At 68.3% G+C, this 14299-nt stretch carries 10 protein-coding genes; 4 read left to right on the top strand and 6 right to left on the bottom strand.

Going from position 1 to position 14299, the window contains the following annotated elements; all coding sequences use genetic code 11:
- Together VGC56_RS04665 and rpoC are read left to right on the top strand one after the other, a co-directional pair.
- On the top strand, nucleotides 1-803 hold an 803-nt coding region (locus VGC56_RS04665; protein ID WP_464123543.1), incomplete at its 5' end, for a DNA-directed RNA polymerase subunit beta.
- A gap of 91 nt (nucleotides 804-894) precedes the next feature.
- Entirely contained in the window at nucleotides 895-5166 is a 4272-nt protein-coding gene (gene rpoC / locus VGC56_RS04660) for a DNA-directed RNA polymerase subunit beta' (protein WP_464123542.1), read from the top strand.
- Nucleotides 5167-5382: 216 nt separating this feature from the next.
- On the opposite strand, the gene VGC56_RS04655 is transcribed toward rpoC, so the two are convergent.
- From VGC56_RS04655 to VGC56_RS04640, 4 genes are all read right to left on the bottom strand, one after another.
- Nucleotides 5383-5946, bottom strand: coding sequence for a DUF4337 domain-containing protein (locus VGC56_RS04655; protein WP_464123541.1), 564 nt, complete (start codon nucleotides 5944-5946; stop codon nucleotides 5383-5385).
- Nucleotides 5947-6009: 63 nt separating this feature from the next.
- On the bottom strand, nucleotides 6010-7050 hold the full coding sequence (locus VGC56_RS04650) for a diacylglycerol/lipid kinase family protein (protein ID WP_464123540.1): 1041 nt from the start codon (nucleotides 7048-7050) through the stop codon (nucleotides 6010-6012).
- 120 nt (nucleotides 7051-7170) lie between these two features.
- On the bottom strand, nucleotides 7171-8586 hold the full coding sequence (locus VGC56_RS04645; RefSeq protein ID WP_464123539.1) for a pyridoxal phosphate-dependent decarboxylase family protein: 1416 nt from the start codon (nucleotides 8584-8586) through the stop codon (nucleotides 7171-7173).
- Nucleotides 8583-9827 (bottom strand): cysteine desulfurase-like protein, encoded by a 1245-nt coding sequence (locus VGC56_RS04640; protein WP_464123538.1) that lies wholly within the window; start codon nucleotides 9825-9827, stop codon nucleotides 8583-8585. Before VGC56_RS04640 ends, VGC56_RS04645 begins: the two co-directional genes overlap by 4 nt.
- A gap of 64 nt (nucleotides 9828-9891) precedes the next feature.
- Between VGC56_RS04640 and VGC56_RS04635 the strand changes: the two genes are divergently transcribed.
- Nucleotides 9892-10830: a carbon-nitrogen hydrolase family protein gene (locus VGC56_RS04635; protein ID WP_464123537.1), complete on the top strand. Its 939-nt coding sequence runs from the start codon at nucleotides 9892-9894 to the stop codon at nucleotides 10828-10830.
- 587 nt (nucleotides 10831-11417) lie between these two features.
- Here VGC56_RS04635 and wrbA read toward each other — a convergent pair.
- Nucleotides 11418-12071, bottom strand: coding sequence for an NAD(P)H:quinone oxidoreductase (gene wrbA / locus VGC56_RS04630; protein ID WP_464123536.1), 654 nt, complete (start codon nucleotides 12069-12071; stop codon nucleotides 11418-11420).
- 100 nt (nucleotides 12072-12171) lie between these two features.
- Entirely contained in the window at nucleotides 12172-12903 is a 732-nt protein-coding gene (gene ubiG / locus VGC56_RS04625; protein WP_464123535.1) for a bifunctional 2-polyprenyl-6-hydroxyphenol methylase/3-demethylubiquinol 3-O-methyltransferase UbiG, read from the bottom strand.
- Nucleotides 12904-12953: 50 nt separating this feature from the next.
- On the opposite strand from ubiG, the gene lysA reads away from it, so the two are divergent.
- Nucleotides 12954-14213 (top strand): diaminopimelate decarboxylase, encoded by a 1260-nt coding sequence (gene lysA / locus VGC56_RS04620; RefSeq protein WP_464123534.1) that lies wholly within the window; start codon nucleotides 12954-12956, stop codon nucleotides 14211-14213.
- Nucleotides 14214-14299 lie beyond the last annotated feature (86 nt).

Below are 14299 nucleotides of genomic sequence, written 5' to 3'. Positions count from 1 at the left end.
ACACTTCCGAGATCGTCGAGCTGGCGGTGAACTTGCGCAACGGCGTGCCGATGGGCACTCCGGTGTTCGACGGCGCACGCGAAGCGGACGTCTCGTACATGCTGGCCAAGGCCGGGCTCGACACTTCGGGCCAGGTCGTCCTCTATGACGGGCGCACCGGCGACGCCAAGCAGGTCCGCACCAAGCTCAAGGATATCTACGGCAAGAATTACCATGCCGAGATCGATGCCCGCGACGAGGCCGAGACGCTGGAGCTCGCCTCCAACCTGACCGGCGGTATCCCGATGGGCACGCCGGTGTTCGACGGCGCCAAGGAAGCCGACGTTTCCGCGATGCTGGAGATGGCGGGGCTCGACCAATCGGGCCAGGTCGTCCTGTTCGACGGCCGCACCGGCGAGGCGTTCGATCGCAAGGTGACGGTGGGCTATATCTACATGCTGAAGCTCCATCACCTCGTCGACGACAAGATCCACGCCCGCTCGATCGGCCCGTACAGCCTCGTCACCCAGCAGCCGCTGGGCGGCAAGGCCCAGTTCGGCGGCCAGCGCTTCGGCGAGATGGAGGTCTGGGCGCTCCAGGCCTATGGCGCCGCCTACACGCTGCAGGAAATGCTGACGGTGAAGTCGGACGACGTGATCGGCCGCACCAAGGTCTACGAGGCGATCGTCAAGGGCGACGACACGTTCGAGGCCGGCATCCCCGAGAGCTTCAACGTGCTCGTCAAGGAGATGCGCAGTCTCGGCCTGAACGTCGAGCTGAACACGACGCTCGACGAGGACGGCGTGGCGCTGGCCGCGGAGTGACTTTCAGCCGGGGCGCGGCAACGCGCCCCGGTGTGACCTTGGTGTGACCTTTGGCCACCGCTGCAAGATTTTCCCCTGAAGGGACAAAGAGATGAACGAACTGACCCCTTTCGCCAATGCCGTCGCCAAGCCGGAGACCTTCGACCAGATCAAGATCGGCATCGCATCGCCTGAGCGCATCCGTTCCTGGTCGTTCGGCGAGATCAAGAAGCCCGAGACGATCAACTACCGCACGTTCAAGCCCGAGCGCGACGGCCTGTTCTGCGCGCGCATCTTCGGTCCGATCAAGGATTACGAATGCCTGTGCGGCAAGTACAAGCGCATGAAGTATAAGGGCATCGTCTGCGAGAAGTGCGGCGTCGAGGTCACCGTCTCGAAGGTCCGCCGCGAGCGGATGGGCCATATCGAACTGGCCGCGCCGGTCGCGCACATCTGGTTCCTGAAGTCGCTGCCCTCGCGCATCGGCCTGCTCCTCGACATGCAGCTGAAGCAGCTCGAGCGGATTCTTTATTTCGAGAGCTACGTCGTCATCGAGCCGGGCCTCACCGCGCTCGAGAAGTACCAGCTGCTGACCGAGGACGAGCTCCTCTCCGCGCAGGACGAATATGGCGAGGACGCCTTCTCCGCCGGGATCGGCGCCGAGGCCGTGAAGCAGATGCTGATCGACCTCGACCTCGAGGGCGAGCGCGAGATCCTGCTGAAGGACCTCGCCGAGACCAAGTCGGAGCTGAAGCCCAAGAAGATCATCAAGCGGCTGAAGGTCGTCGAGAGCTTCCTCGAGTCGGGCAACCGGCCGGAGTGGATGATCCTCGACGTCGTGCCGGTCATCCCGCCCGAGCTGCGCCCGCTGGTGCCGCTGGACGGCGGCCGCTTCGCCACCTCGGACTTGAACGACCTCTACCGGCGCGTCATCAACCGCAACAACCGCCTGAAGCGGCTGATGGAGCTGCGCGCGCCGGACATCATCGTCCGCAACGAGAAGCGCATGCTGCAGGAGGCGGTCGACGCCCTGTTCGACAACGGCCGCCGCGGCCGCACCATCACCGGTGCGAACAAGCGTCCGCTGAAGTCCTTGTCCGACATGCTGAAGGGCAAGCAGGGCCGGTTCCGGCAGAACCTGCTCGGCAAGCGCGTCGACTATTCGGGCCGTTCGGTCATCGTCACCGGTCCGGAGCTCAAGCTCCACCAGTGCGGCCTGCCCAAGAAGATGGCGCTCGAGCTGTTCAAGCCGTTCATCTACTCGCGTCTCGACGCCAAGGGTCTCTCCATGACCTTGAAGCAGGCGAAGAAGTGGGTCGAGAAGGAGCGCAAGGAAGTCTGGGACATCCTCGACGAAGTCATTCGCGAGCACCCCGTCCTCCTGAACCGCGCGCCGACGCTCCACCGCCTCGGCATCCAGGCGTTCGAGCCTGTGCTGATCGAGGGCAAGGCGATCCAGCTCCACCCGCTGGTCTGCGCCGCGTTTAACGCCGATTTCGACGGCGACCAGATGGCCGTGCACGTCCCCCTGAGCCTCGAGGCCCAGCTGGAAGCGCGCGTTCTGATGATGTCGACCAACAACATCCTCTCGCCCGCCAACGGCAAGCCGATCATCGTTCCTTCGCAGGACATGGTGCTGGGCCTCTATTATCTGTCGATGGAGCGTGAGGGCGAGCCGGGCGAAGGGATGATGATCTCCGACATGTCGGAGGTCCACCAGGCGCTCGAAGCCAAGGCCGTCACCCTGCACTCGAAGATCGTCAGCCGCGTTCCGCAGACGGACGAGCAGGGCAAGCAGTATATGAAGCGCTTCGAGACGACGCCGGGCCGCATGCTGCTCGGTGAGACGCTCCCGAAGAGCCACAAGGTGCCGTTCGAGACCGTCAACCGCCTCCTCACCAAAAAGGAGATCGGCGACGTCATCGACACCGTCTATCGCCACACCGGCCAGAAGGAGACGGTGCTGTTCGCCGACGCCATCATGGGCCTCGGTTTCCGTCACGCCTTCAAGGCGGGCATCTCGTTCGGCAAGGACGACATGATCATCCCGCACGAGAAGGAAGCGATGGTCGACGAGACCCGCGCGCTCGTGAAGGATTATGAGCAGCAATATCAGGACGGCCTGATCACGCAGCAGGAGAAGTACAACAAGGTGATCGACGCCTGGAGCCGCTGCGGCGACCAGGTGGCCAACGCCATGATGGAGAAGATCAAGGCGCAGCCCAAGGACGAGAACGGCCGCATGGCGCAGATCAACTCGATCTACATGATGGCCCATTCCGGCGCCCGCGGCTCGCAGGCCCAGATGAAGCAGCTCGCCGGTATGCGCGGCCTGATGGCCAAGCCGTCGGGCGAGATCATCGAGACGCCGATCATCTCGAACTTCAAGGAAGGTTTGACCGTCCTTGAGTATTTCAACTCCACCCATGGTGCTCGTAAGGGTCTTGCGGACACGGCGTTGAAGACGGCGAACTCGGGCTACCTCACCCGCCGCCTCGTCGACGTGTCGCAGGATTGCGTCGTCGTCGAAGAGGATTGCGGCACCGACAATGCGCTCGAGATGCGCGCCATCGTCCAAGGCGGCGCGACCATCGCGTCGCTTGGTGAGCGCATCCTCGGCCGCACGCCGGCGCACGACATCGTCGACGAGAAGACCGGCGACGTGCTAGCCAAGGAAGGCCAGCTGATCGACGAGCCGCAGGCGCTCAGGATCGACGAGCTGGGCGTCCAGGCGGTCAAGATCCGCAGCCCGCTCATCTGCGAGAGCAAGGGCGGCGTCTGCGGCAAGTGCTACGGGCGCGATCTCGCCCGCGGCACGCCGGTCAACATTGGCGAAGCGGTCGGCGTCATTGCGGCGCAGTCGATCGGCGAGCCGGGCACCCAGCTGACGATGCGGACGTTCCACATCGGCGGCGCCGCCCAGCTCAACGAAACCTCGAACCTCGAGGCCGCCACCGACGGCACCGTGGAGTTGCGCGACCTGCCGACGATCGTCGACACGCGCGGCCGCCGCGTCGCCATGGCGAGGAACGGCGAGCTTGCGATCGTCGACATGGACGGCCGCGAGCGTGCGTCGCACCGCATCCCCTACGGCGCGCACCTGATGGTCGATCACGGCCACATCGCGTCCAAGGGCGATCGGCTGGCCGAGTGGGATCCGTTCATGATGCCGGTCATCACCGAGAAGGGCGGCATCGTGAAGTTCCAGGATCTGGTCGAGGGCAAGACGCTCACCGAACAGACCGACGAAGCCACCGGCATCGTCCAGCGCGTGGTGACCGAGTTCCGCGGCTCCGCCCGTTCGAAGGAGGATCTGCGTCCGCGCGTCACCCTCCTCGACGAGCAGAGCGGGGAAGCGGCCCGCTACATGCTGGCGCCGGGCGCGGTGCTGTCGGTCGAGGACGGCCAGCGGGTCCAGGGCGGCGAAGTGCTCGCCCGCGTCTCCCGCGAGGCGGCCAAGACCCGCGACATCACCGGCGGTCTGCCGCGGGTGGCGGAGCTGTTCGAGGCGCGCAAGCCCAAGGAGAATGCGATCATCGCCAAGGTCTCCGGCCGGGTGTCGTTCGGCAAGGACTATAAGGCGAAGCGCAAGATCGCGATCATCCCGGACGACGGGTCGGAGCCGGTCGAGTATCTGGTGCCGAAGTCGAAGGTCATCGACGTGCAGGAAGGCGACTTCGTCAAGCGCGGCGACAACCTCATCGGCGGCTCGCCCGATCCGCACGACATCCTCGAGGTTCTCGGGGTCGTCGCGCTGGCCGAATATCTCGTCTCGGAGATCCAGGAGGTCTATCGTCTCCAGGGCGTGAAGATCAACGACAAGCACATCGAGGTGATCGTCCGCCAGATGCTCCAGAAGGTCGAGATCACCGAGAGCGGGGATTCCACCCTGCTGGTCGGCGAGCAGGTCGACCGGACGGAGATGGACGAGGCGAACTCGAAGCTGAAGGGCGGCAAGAAGAAGCTGGCCGAAGGCAAGCCGGTGCTGCTCGGCATCACCAAGGCGTCGCTGCAGACCCGCAGCTTCATCTCGGCCGCCTCCTTCCAGGAGACGACCCGGGTGCTGACCGAAGCCTCGGTGCAGGGCAAGATCGACACGCTCGATGGCTTGAAGGAGAACGTCATCGTCGGCCGCCTCATCCCGGCGGGTACCGGCGCGGGCATGAACCGGATGCGCATCGCCGCCACCAGCCGCGACGCCGCGCTGCGCGCCCAGCACCGCAAGCTGCAGGAGGCCCTCATTGCGCCGACCAGCGCAGCCGAGGAGCATGCCGCCGAGCTCGCCCAGGGTCCGGAAGGCGCGATCGGCGACGATCCGCTGGGCGCGGTGTCGCCGGAAGGCCACGGCACCGACGCGGACGCCGGCGAGTATCTGCAGGGCTGATATCTGCAGGGCTCAGGCCCGCGCAGGATCTGCTGAAGCACAAGCGCCCCGTCGGCACCCGCCGGCGGGGCGTCTTGCTTAGAAGGAAGGCGCGATGGAGCTGAAGATTGCGATCACCCTGATCGTTCTCGCCATGATGATTTTCCCGGCGCTGTTCATCATCCGGCGCCGGATCGATCGGGACTGATCCTCTCGGGGAAGACTCCCCCCCCCGCCTCAGCCGAGCAGCGTGCTCAGAACGTCGGGGTGGAAGCTCCAGCCTATGAAGCCGGCAAGGCCCATGAACATGCCGAAGCCGCCGATGAACCAGGAGGCGACGAGGAGCCACAGGCTCTCCGACAGCGCCGAAACTGCGGCCATCGAAATGGCGGTGGCGATGAAGGCCTCGCTGGCGTCGAACTGGTCGTCATGGACGTTGAGCGCGTCGTAGCTGTCCGCAAATCCCTTCGCCTGCTTGGCCAACTCCGGCGCCTCGGCCTTGTACTTGGCGATGTCCTGGTCGAGTCGCTGCGTGGCCGCCTGCGCCGCCGCCGAAGGGTTTGCGCCGGCGATGACGCCGATCTCGCCCTTCGCCGTCTCGGCGATGTGGAGCTTGGTCTTGGTCGCTTGATATTCGCCCCAATGGTCGACGGAATCGGCCTTGGCCTGGGCCATCGCCTGAACGATGTTGCCGTCCTTGATGTTGCACACGCCGGTGAACACCGACAGCACGACCACAGTGACCGCGACCATCCGGTTGAGGCGCTTGTCCTTGGCTTCGGCGCTGACTTCGACTTCCATCCTACCCTCCCCGGGACCTTACGAGCCCTCAGATAGGGCCTGAGGGCGCCGCCGCGAAGGGGTTCAGACGGCGAGGCGGAGGAAAGGCACCGGCGCGGTCGGCCGCAGGATGATGGGAAAGCCGCGGCGCGCCTCGAACGTCTCGCCGTCGAGGATGACCTGCGACTGCTCCGACTCGATGCGGATCTCGTCACCGCGCTCGAGATGGACGCCGCCGAACCGGTCCTTGCCGAGACGGCGGAACAGCGCGCCGAAAATCACCCGGAACACTGCCATCGGCCGCCGCTCGACCGCCAGGAGCTGAAGCGCGCCCGCTTTGCCGTGGCGCTCGGGGAAGTGGCTGTGGAGGAGGAGCCGCTCGAGCGTGGTGACGACGAGCACGGCGAAACGGCCCTTGAGCTTACCGCGGCGGAACACCGACACCTCGACCGGATTGGGCTTGCGCGGAAGGAGCCCCGTCTTGAACCCGAACAGGATCGAGATCAGGGCCGCAAAGAAGGTGAGGAAGTGGCTGATCCCGTTCGGGAGGCCGAGCGGATAGATGTGGTGCCGGCAGTAGAGCATGATGTCGGCAAGCCCGGCGCCGCCGAGGAACATGCCGAGCACCGCCCTGCCCTTGCCGGTGCCGTGCGAGAGGGCGATGAGCTCGCGCTCGACGATGTGCCGGTCGAGGTCCGAGCGGGCGATGAGGAGAACCCGCTCAAGCGTCTCGAGCGGATCGCCGTCGGCGCCGAGATCCATGGCGATGAGGTTGGTCTTGCCGTTGGGCAGCACCGCGACGGGGGGCGGGTCGTCCCCGAAATGGCGACCGTTGTAGATTTCGGTGAGCGCCGCCTGGACGGTGCCGTCGCCGCCGTTGATGACGAGGACGCGCGGCTTGACGAGGGCGATCCGGCTCAGCGCAATCCCGACCTGGTCGAGCCGCTCGACCTCGTAATGGAAGACGTCGCGCTGGGCGGCGCAGAAGGTGCGGATCTGGGGGAGGAGGGCGCGGTTGCCGCTCGCGGTCGGGTTGGACAGCAGGGCGACCCGCGGACCGGGCGCGGCATGGCCGGCCGCCTCTCGGGCGGGGGCGGCGGCGTCCTGCCCGGTCTCCTGCAACATCGGCGCGTCGACTCCTTGAACCGCCCGCGCCACCACGGCGCGACGGTCTCGCGATGACCACCCCTCGTCATTCGCCAATGACGAAGGGTTGCGGCCAAATTAGGGCGGCGGAACGGGAATTCAGCCGTTTTCGGCGAAGCGGCGCATTGCGGCCCACAAGGCTTCGACATCCTCCCATTCGGTGCTTGGCGCGCCGATGGAGACGCGGACCATCCACCCGTCCTCGATCCGGGCGGCGGTGACGAAGGCGAGGCCGGAGCGGTTGTGCGCCTCGGCCCAGGCGCGGTTGTGGGCGTCGAGGGCGTCTCCCATGAGGCCCTCAGGGACGTGGCGGACGCAGACGGTCTGGAGCGGCACCGGGGCGACCACCTGCCAGTCCGGCGTGGCGGCGACCCGCTCGGCCAGCGCCTGCGCGTTGGCGATGTCGCGGCGGAGGCGGGCCTGGAGGCCGGAGACGCCCTGCTCGCGGATCAGGAACCAGAGCTTCAGCGCGCGGAAGCGGCGGCCAAGCGGTATGCCGGTGTCGCGGAGGTTGCGGACCTCGGAGTCGACTGCGCTAGCGAGGTAGCTGGGGTTGGTCGACATGACGCGCAGGAGATGGGCTTCGTCGCGGACGTAGGCGAGCGAGCAGTCGAACGGCGCGCCGAGCCATTTGTGGGCGTTGACGACGAGGCTGTCGGCGCCTTCGATGCCGTCGAACATCCACCGGCATTCCGGCAGGATCATCGCGCTGCCGGCCATGGCGGCATCGACGTGGAGCCAGAGATTTTCGCGGGCGGCGATGGCGGCGATCGGCGCGAGCGGATCGACCGAAGTGGTGGCAGTGCCGCCGACCGCCGCGACGATCGCGCAAGGGGTGCGGCCGGCGGCGCGGTCGTCCGCGATGGCGGCGGCGAGGGCGTCGGGGCGCATCGCCCGCGCCTCGTCGATCGCCACCATCCGCACATTGTCGCGGCCGAAGCCCGCGAGGAGCGCGCCCTTCTCGACCGAGGAATGGCTGCCTGCCGAGGTGTAGACGATGAGCGGCTTGTCCTCCGCCTGCAGCCCGCCGCCGGCGAGGCCGAAGCCAGTCGTGCGCTCCCGCGCGCAGAGCAAGGCGACGAGGGTGGCGGTGGAGGCGGTGTCCTGGATCGCGCCGGTCCATTGCGCGGAGAGGCCCGCCATGCGGCGGAGCCAATCTGTCACCACCTCCTCGATCTCGGTCAGCGCCGGCGCCGCCTGCCAGGAGAGGCCGAGGACGCCGAGGCCGGTGGACACCAAGTCGCCGAGTATACCGGCGTTGAGCGCATTCGAGGGGAAGAAGCCGAAGAAGCGCGGATGCTGCCACCAGGTGAGGTTGGGGGCGACGACGCGGTCGAGATCGGCCAAGATCGCGTCGAACGGCTCGGGCTGCTGCGGCGGCTCCTCGGGGATGAGAGCGCGGACGTCGCCGGGCCTGGTCGGCGGCTGGACGGGGAGGTTGGGGAGGCGCTGCTGGTGGTCGGCCAGCCAGTCGATCAGCTGGTGGCCGAAGCGGCGGAATTCCTCCGGGCTCATCGCAGCTCAGCGAGCGCGGTGAGAAGCGCGTCGACCTCCCCGGCGGTCGAATAATGGCAGAGGCCGACGCGGACGAGGCCGCCCTTGTCGGTGAGCCCGAGCCGCTCCACGGGCTCGACGGCGTAGAAGCTGCCCGACCAGGCGAAGATGTTGCGCGTCGCGAGATGGGCGGCGACGGCGTCGGGGTGATGGCCCTCAAGGGTGAAGCCGAAGGTTGGGACCCGGCCCTCCATCGTCGGCGGGCCGTAGAGCCTGAGGCCGGGGATGGCGCGGAAGCCGGCGAGGAGGCGCTCGCCGATCTCGCGCTCATAGGCGGTACAGCCGTGCATCGCGGCGACGAGGGCGGCACGGCGGCTGTTCGGCGCCTCGGGCGCGATGAGGCGGCCGAGCCATTCGAGATAGTCGATCGTGCCGAGGATCCCGGCCTGGCCTTCGAACGACTGGGTGCCGGTCTCGAAGCGGTGGGCGGGCGGATCGATGGTGGCGGGGCGGACCTTGTAGGCCTCGAGCGAGGCCGCGACTTCGGGCCTGGCCCACAGCACGCCCTGGTGCGGGCCGAAGAACTTGTACGGGCTGCAGGCGAGGAAGTCGCAGCCCAGCGCGCGCACATCGGTCGGGACGTGGGGCACGGACTGGACGGCATCGACATAGACGAAGGCGTCGGAATGGGCCTTCACCGCGCCGGCGATTGCGGCGACGTCGTTCAGCGTGCCGAGCGCGTTGCTCGCGCCGCCGACGGCGACGAGGCGGGTGCGGCGTGTGAGGAGCGACGGGAGCTGGTCGAGGCGCAGAGTGCCGGCGTCGGGATCGATCTCGATCCACTTGATCGTCGCGCCGGAATCGCGGGCGGCAAGGAGCCAAGGGGCGACGTTGGCGTCGTGATCGAGGCGGGTGACGATGACCTCGTCTCCCGGCTGCCAGGTGCGGGCGAGGGCGCGGGAGACGGAGAGGGTGAGGGTCGTCATGTTCGGCCCGAAGGCGATGTCGCCCGCCTCGGCACCGAGCAGATCGGCCGCGGCTTCGTGTGCGGCCTGCGAGAGGGCGTCGGTTTCGATCGAGGTTGAAAAGGCGCCGCCGCTGTTGGCGCTGCCTTCCTCCAAGTGCCGGGTCATGGCGGCGATGGCGGGGCGGCAGGCCTGGGTCCCGCCGGGCGCGTCGAAATAGATGCGGGGGGTGCCGTCGTCGGTGCGGGCGAGGGCCGGGAATTGGGCGCGGACCTGGTCGATGGGGAAGCTCGTCATGCCCCCTCCCCTACCCCGACGCCGCCTCTTTGCAAGGCGGCTCGCGAGCCGCTAGCGCGGGCACATGGCCAAGGTGACAGTCGCCGCGCTCCAGATCGGCTCCGACCCCGGCGGGACGGCGGCGACGCTCGATCGGATATTGGGGTTCGAAGCGGAGATCGCGGCGTCCGGCGCGAAAATGGTGGTGCTGCCCGAGGCGATCCTCGGCGGCTATCCCAAGGGTGAGGCGTTCGGCACGCGCCTCGGATTCCGCACCGAGGCGGGCCGCGACGCCTTCGCCCGCTATTTCGCGCAGGCCGTCGACCTCGACGGGCCGGAGGTGGCGGCGCTTGCGGGGCTTTCGGCGCGGACCGGGGCGTGGCTGGTCGCGGGGGTGATCGAGCGGGCCGGCTCGACCCTCTATTGCACCGCGATCTTCATCGACCCGGAGCGCGGGCTGGTTGCCAGGCACAGGAAGCTGATGCCGACGGGGACGGAGCGGCTGGTGTGGGGAATGGGCGACGGCTCGACGCTGCCGGTGGTGGAGACGCCGGCGGGCAAGGCCGGCGCGGCGATCTGCTGGGAAAACCACATGCCGCTGTTCCGCACCGCGATGTACGCGAAGGGTGTAACCCTGTGGTGCGCGCCGACTGTCGACGAGCGCGACGTCTGGCGCGCCTCGATGCGCCACATCGCGCATGAGGGCCGCTGCTTCCTGATCAGCGCCTGCCAAGTCCAGCCCTCCCCCGCCGACCTCGGCGTTGCGGTCGAGGAATGGCCGGACGAACGCCCGCTGATCCGCGGCGGCTCGATGATCGTCGGGCCGCTGGGCGACGTGCTGGCGGGGCCGCTGGAGAATGAGACGGGGCTGCTCAGCGCCGAGATCGACACCGACGAGATCGTCCGCGCCCGCTACGATTTCGATCCGGTGGGCCATTATTCGCGTCCGGACATCTTCCGGCTGCTCGTCGACGAGACCGCCCGCACGAGCGTCGCCGCTACGCTGCCGGACGAGACTTCTTAGGCGCCCTCGCCACTCCCTCTGTGATCAGAGGAAGAACGGTTTTGCTTGACCCTGCGAATTGTTGCGGCTATGTTCGACCCGACTCGGGTTGCGTTTGTTCTCCACCTCGTTCGGTGGTCTTTGAAATTGTGAAGAGGAACCGGGCTCCCCCGGAAGACGCCGTCGCCAGCCGGGCGATCGGCAGCCGGGGAGGCGTGAGGTCCTGCTCTGCGGAACGCCCCTCCCCCCGCAGAGCAGGATATTCCGCCATCCGCCGGGCAGGAAGCCCGTTGCTCACCGCCGAGGAGAGAACGCTTCCTGCGCCCGGGTTCGCTCAGCCGCCGAGCGGAAAGCCCTTCGCTCACCGGCCAGCCAGGGGCGCTTCCTGCGCCCGCCGAGGAGAAAGCGCTTCGCTCACGCGTCGCGGGAGGCGCTCGTCCTCCCTGTCGCCGGAGGCGATGGGGAGGGGGACCGCACGAAGTGCGGTGGAGGGGCCTTGCGGAGGTGGAGAAGGCCCCTCCAGCACCTTTCAGGTGGTCCCCCTCCCCATGAGGCTCCGCCTCACGGGGAGGACTAAATGCCCATCCGTCCTGGGCCTCAGTCCCCGCTCACTCGCCGAGCAGGAAGCTCTTCTCGCGCTCGGCGTCGTCGCCGGTCTCGCCGCCGCCGAAGAGCTTGTTGGCGATTTCGGCGACGTGGCGGCCCTGGAAGCGGGCGCCGTCCAGCTCGTTGGCGCTGGGGCGGCGGGAGCCGTCGCCGCCGGCAATGGTGCTGATGCCGTAGGGGCTGCCGCCGGTCAGTTCGTCGAGCGTCATCTGGCCGGCGAAGCTGTAGGGAAGGCCGACCTGGATCATGCCGAAGTGGAGAAGGTTGGTGTGGATCGCCATCAACGTCGTCTCCTGGCCGCCATGCTGGGTGGCGGTGGAGGTGAAGGCGGAGCCGACCTTGCCGTTGAGCGCGCCGCGCGCCCACAGCCCCCCCGCCTGATCGAGGAAGTTCGCCATTTGCGAGGCCATGCGCCCGAAGCGGGTGCCGACGCCGACGATGATCGCGTCGTAGCGCTCGAGATCGGCGATGGCGGCGATCGGCGCCTCCTGGTCGAGCCGGTAGCCGGACGCGCGGGCGATCTCCTCCGGCACGAGCTCGGGCACGCGCTTTACGTCGACCTCGGCACCGGCGGAGAGCGCGCCCTCGGCAATGGCGTGGGCCATGTCTTCGATATGCCCGTAGGCGGAATAATAAAGGACGAGGACCCGACTCATCGCACTCACCTTTCGCTGTTCGTAAGGGCCAACGACTGCCTCGCGCCCCGGCTCCCCCGAAGAACGCGGTCCGTGCGCCTGATGCGATCAGGCGCTGCCCTCAGGGCAGCTTCTTCGCCGTCACCAGATAGTCGAGGGACTTGTCGTCGGAGAGGTGGAAGCCGCGGGCGGGGCCCCAGGCGAGGCCGTGGCAATCCTCCAGCGCGAGGCCGGCATCCTCGAGGAGGGCGATCAGTTCCTCGGGCGAGAGGAACTTCTCCCAATCGTGGGTGCCGCGCGGGATGCGGCCGGTGCCTTCGCCGACGAGGATCAGCATCAGGCGCGAGCGGGCGGTGCGGTTCGGCGTGGAGAGGATGAGGAGGCCGCCGGGCCTGAGCGCGCGAGCGAGGCCGTCGATGAAGCCGCGCGGGTCGGAGACATGCTCGACCACTTCCAGCGACGTGACGAGATCGTAGACGCCCGGCTCCAGCGCCTCGACGCTGCCGACCCGGTAGTCGATGGCGAGGCCCTGGCCGAGGGCATGGGCGCGGGCGGCGGCGATGTTCTCGGGCGCGGCGTCGACGCCGGTGACCTCGGCGCCGAGGCGGGCGAGCGGCTCAGCGAGGAGGCCGGCACCGCAGCCGACGTCGGCGGCCTTGCGCGCCTTCAGGGGCCGCAGGTCGCATTCGTCGAGGCCCCAATGCTGGTCGATGCGGTCGCGTATGTAGGCGAGGCGGACCGGATTGAGCTTGTGGAGCATCGCCGAGGAGCCCTTCGGATCCCACCAGTCGGCGGCCATGCGGCCGAAATGCTCGGCCTCCTTCGGGTCGATCGTGCCGGTTGCCGTGCTCATCGCCTCCACCTATCAGGACCCCCCTCCCCGCCCAACGCAAAAAGCCGCCGATGGACCATTTCGAATTGCAGGACGGCGTGCTGCACGCCGAGGACGTGCCGCTCCCAATCATCGCCGATGCGGTCGGGACGCCGGTCTATGTCTATTCGAGTGCGACCTTGGTGCGGCACGCGCGGGTGCTGCGGGCGGCGCTCGCGGGGCTCGACGACCCGCTCATCGCTTATGCGGTCAAGGCCAATCCCAACGCGGCGGTGCTGGCGACGCTGGCGGCGGAGGGGCTCGGGGCCGACGTCGTCTCGGGCGGCGAGTATCGGCGCGCGGTGGCCGCGGGGGTGGCACCGGGGCGGATCGTATTCTCCGGCGTCGGCAAGACCGCCGAGGAAATGCGCCTCGCCCTCGATGGCGGCCTCTTCCAGTTCAACCTCGAATCCCTTTCCGAAGCCGAGATGCTGTCCGACGTGGCGGTGGAGATGGGGCGCGCCGCTAAGGTCGCGTTCCGGATCAACCCCGACGTCGCCGCCGGGACCCACGCCAAGATCACCACCGGCACCGCCGACAACAAGTTCGGCATTCCCCTCTCGGAGGCGCCTGCGGCCTATGCGCGGGTGGCGGCGCTGCCCGGGCTGCGGATCCAGGGCGTCGCCGTCCATATCGGCAGCCAGCTCACCAGCCTCGCTCCGCTCGAGGCCGCGTTCCGCAAGGTCGGGACGCTGATCGACGCGCTGCGGCGGGAGGGGCATGCGATCAGTGTCGCCGATCTCGGCGGCGGGCTCGGAGTGCCGTACGATGCCGGGGCGGCCTCGCCGCCGTCTCCGGAGGACTATGGCGCGATGGTGCGGCGGGTCGCCGCCGGCTGGGGCGTCAAGCTGGTGTTCGAGCCGGGGCGGCTGATCGCGGGCAATGCCGGGGTGCTGCTGACGCGGGTGATCCGCGTCAAGCCGGGCGTCACCCATCCCTTCCTCGTCCTCGACGCGGGGATGAACGACCTGCTGCGGCCGACGCTCTATGACGCTTGGCACGGCATCGAGGCGGTGGCGCCGCGCGGCGGGCGCACGGTCGCGAACGTGGTCGGACCGGTCTGCGAGACCGGCGACACCTTCGCGACGGCGCGCGACATGGACGCGGTGGAGGCCGGCGACCTCGTCGTCTTCCGCACCGCCGGCGCCTATGCCGCGGCGATGGCGAGCACCTACAATAGCCGCCCGCTGACGCCGGAGGTGATGGTGAAGGGCGGCGAATGGGCCGTGGTGCGGCCCCGGGTCGATGTCGAAAGCCTGATCGCCGCCGACCGGCTGCCGGACTGGCTGTAGCCTTCACCGGCATCCAGTCCTCCCTGTGAGGCGAAGCCTCATGGGGAGGGGGACCGTGTGAAACGCGGTGGAGGGGCCCCCGGACT

This window comes from Allosphingosinicella sp. (assembly GCF_036403745.1).
Lineage (GTDB): Bacteria > Pseudomonadota > Alphaproteobacteria > Sphingomonadales > Sphingomonadaceae > Allosphingosinicella.
The sequence above is the reverse complement of the archived record's forward strand: the minus strand, read 5'-3'. Positions and strand labels throughout refer to the sequence as shown.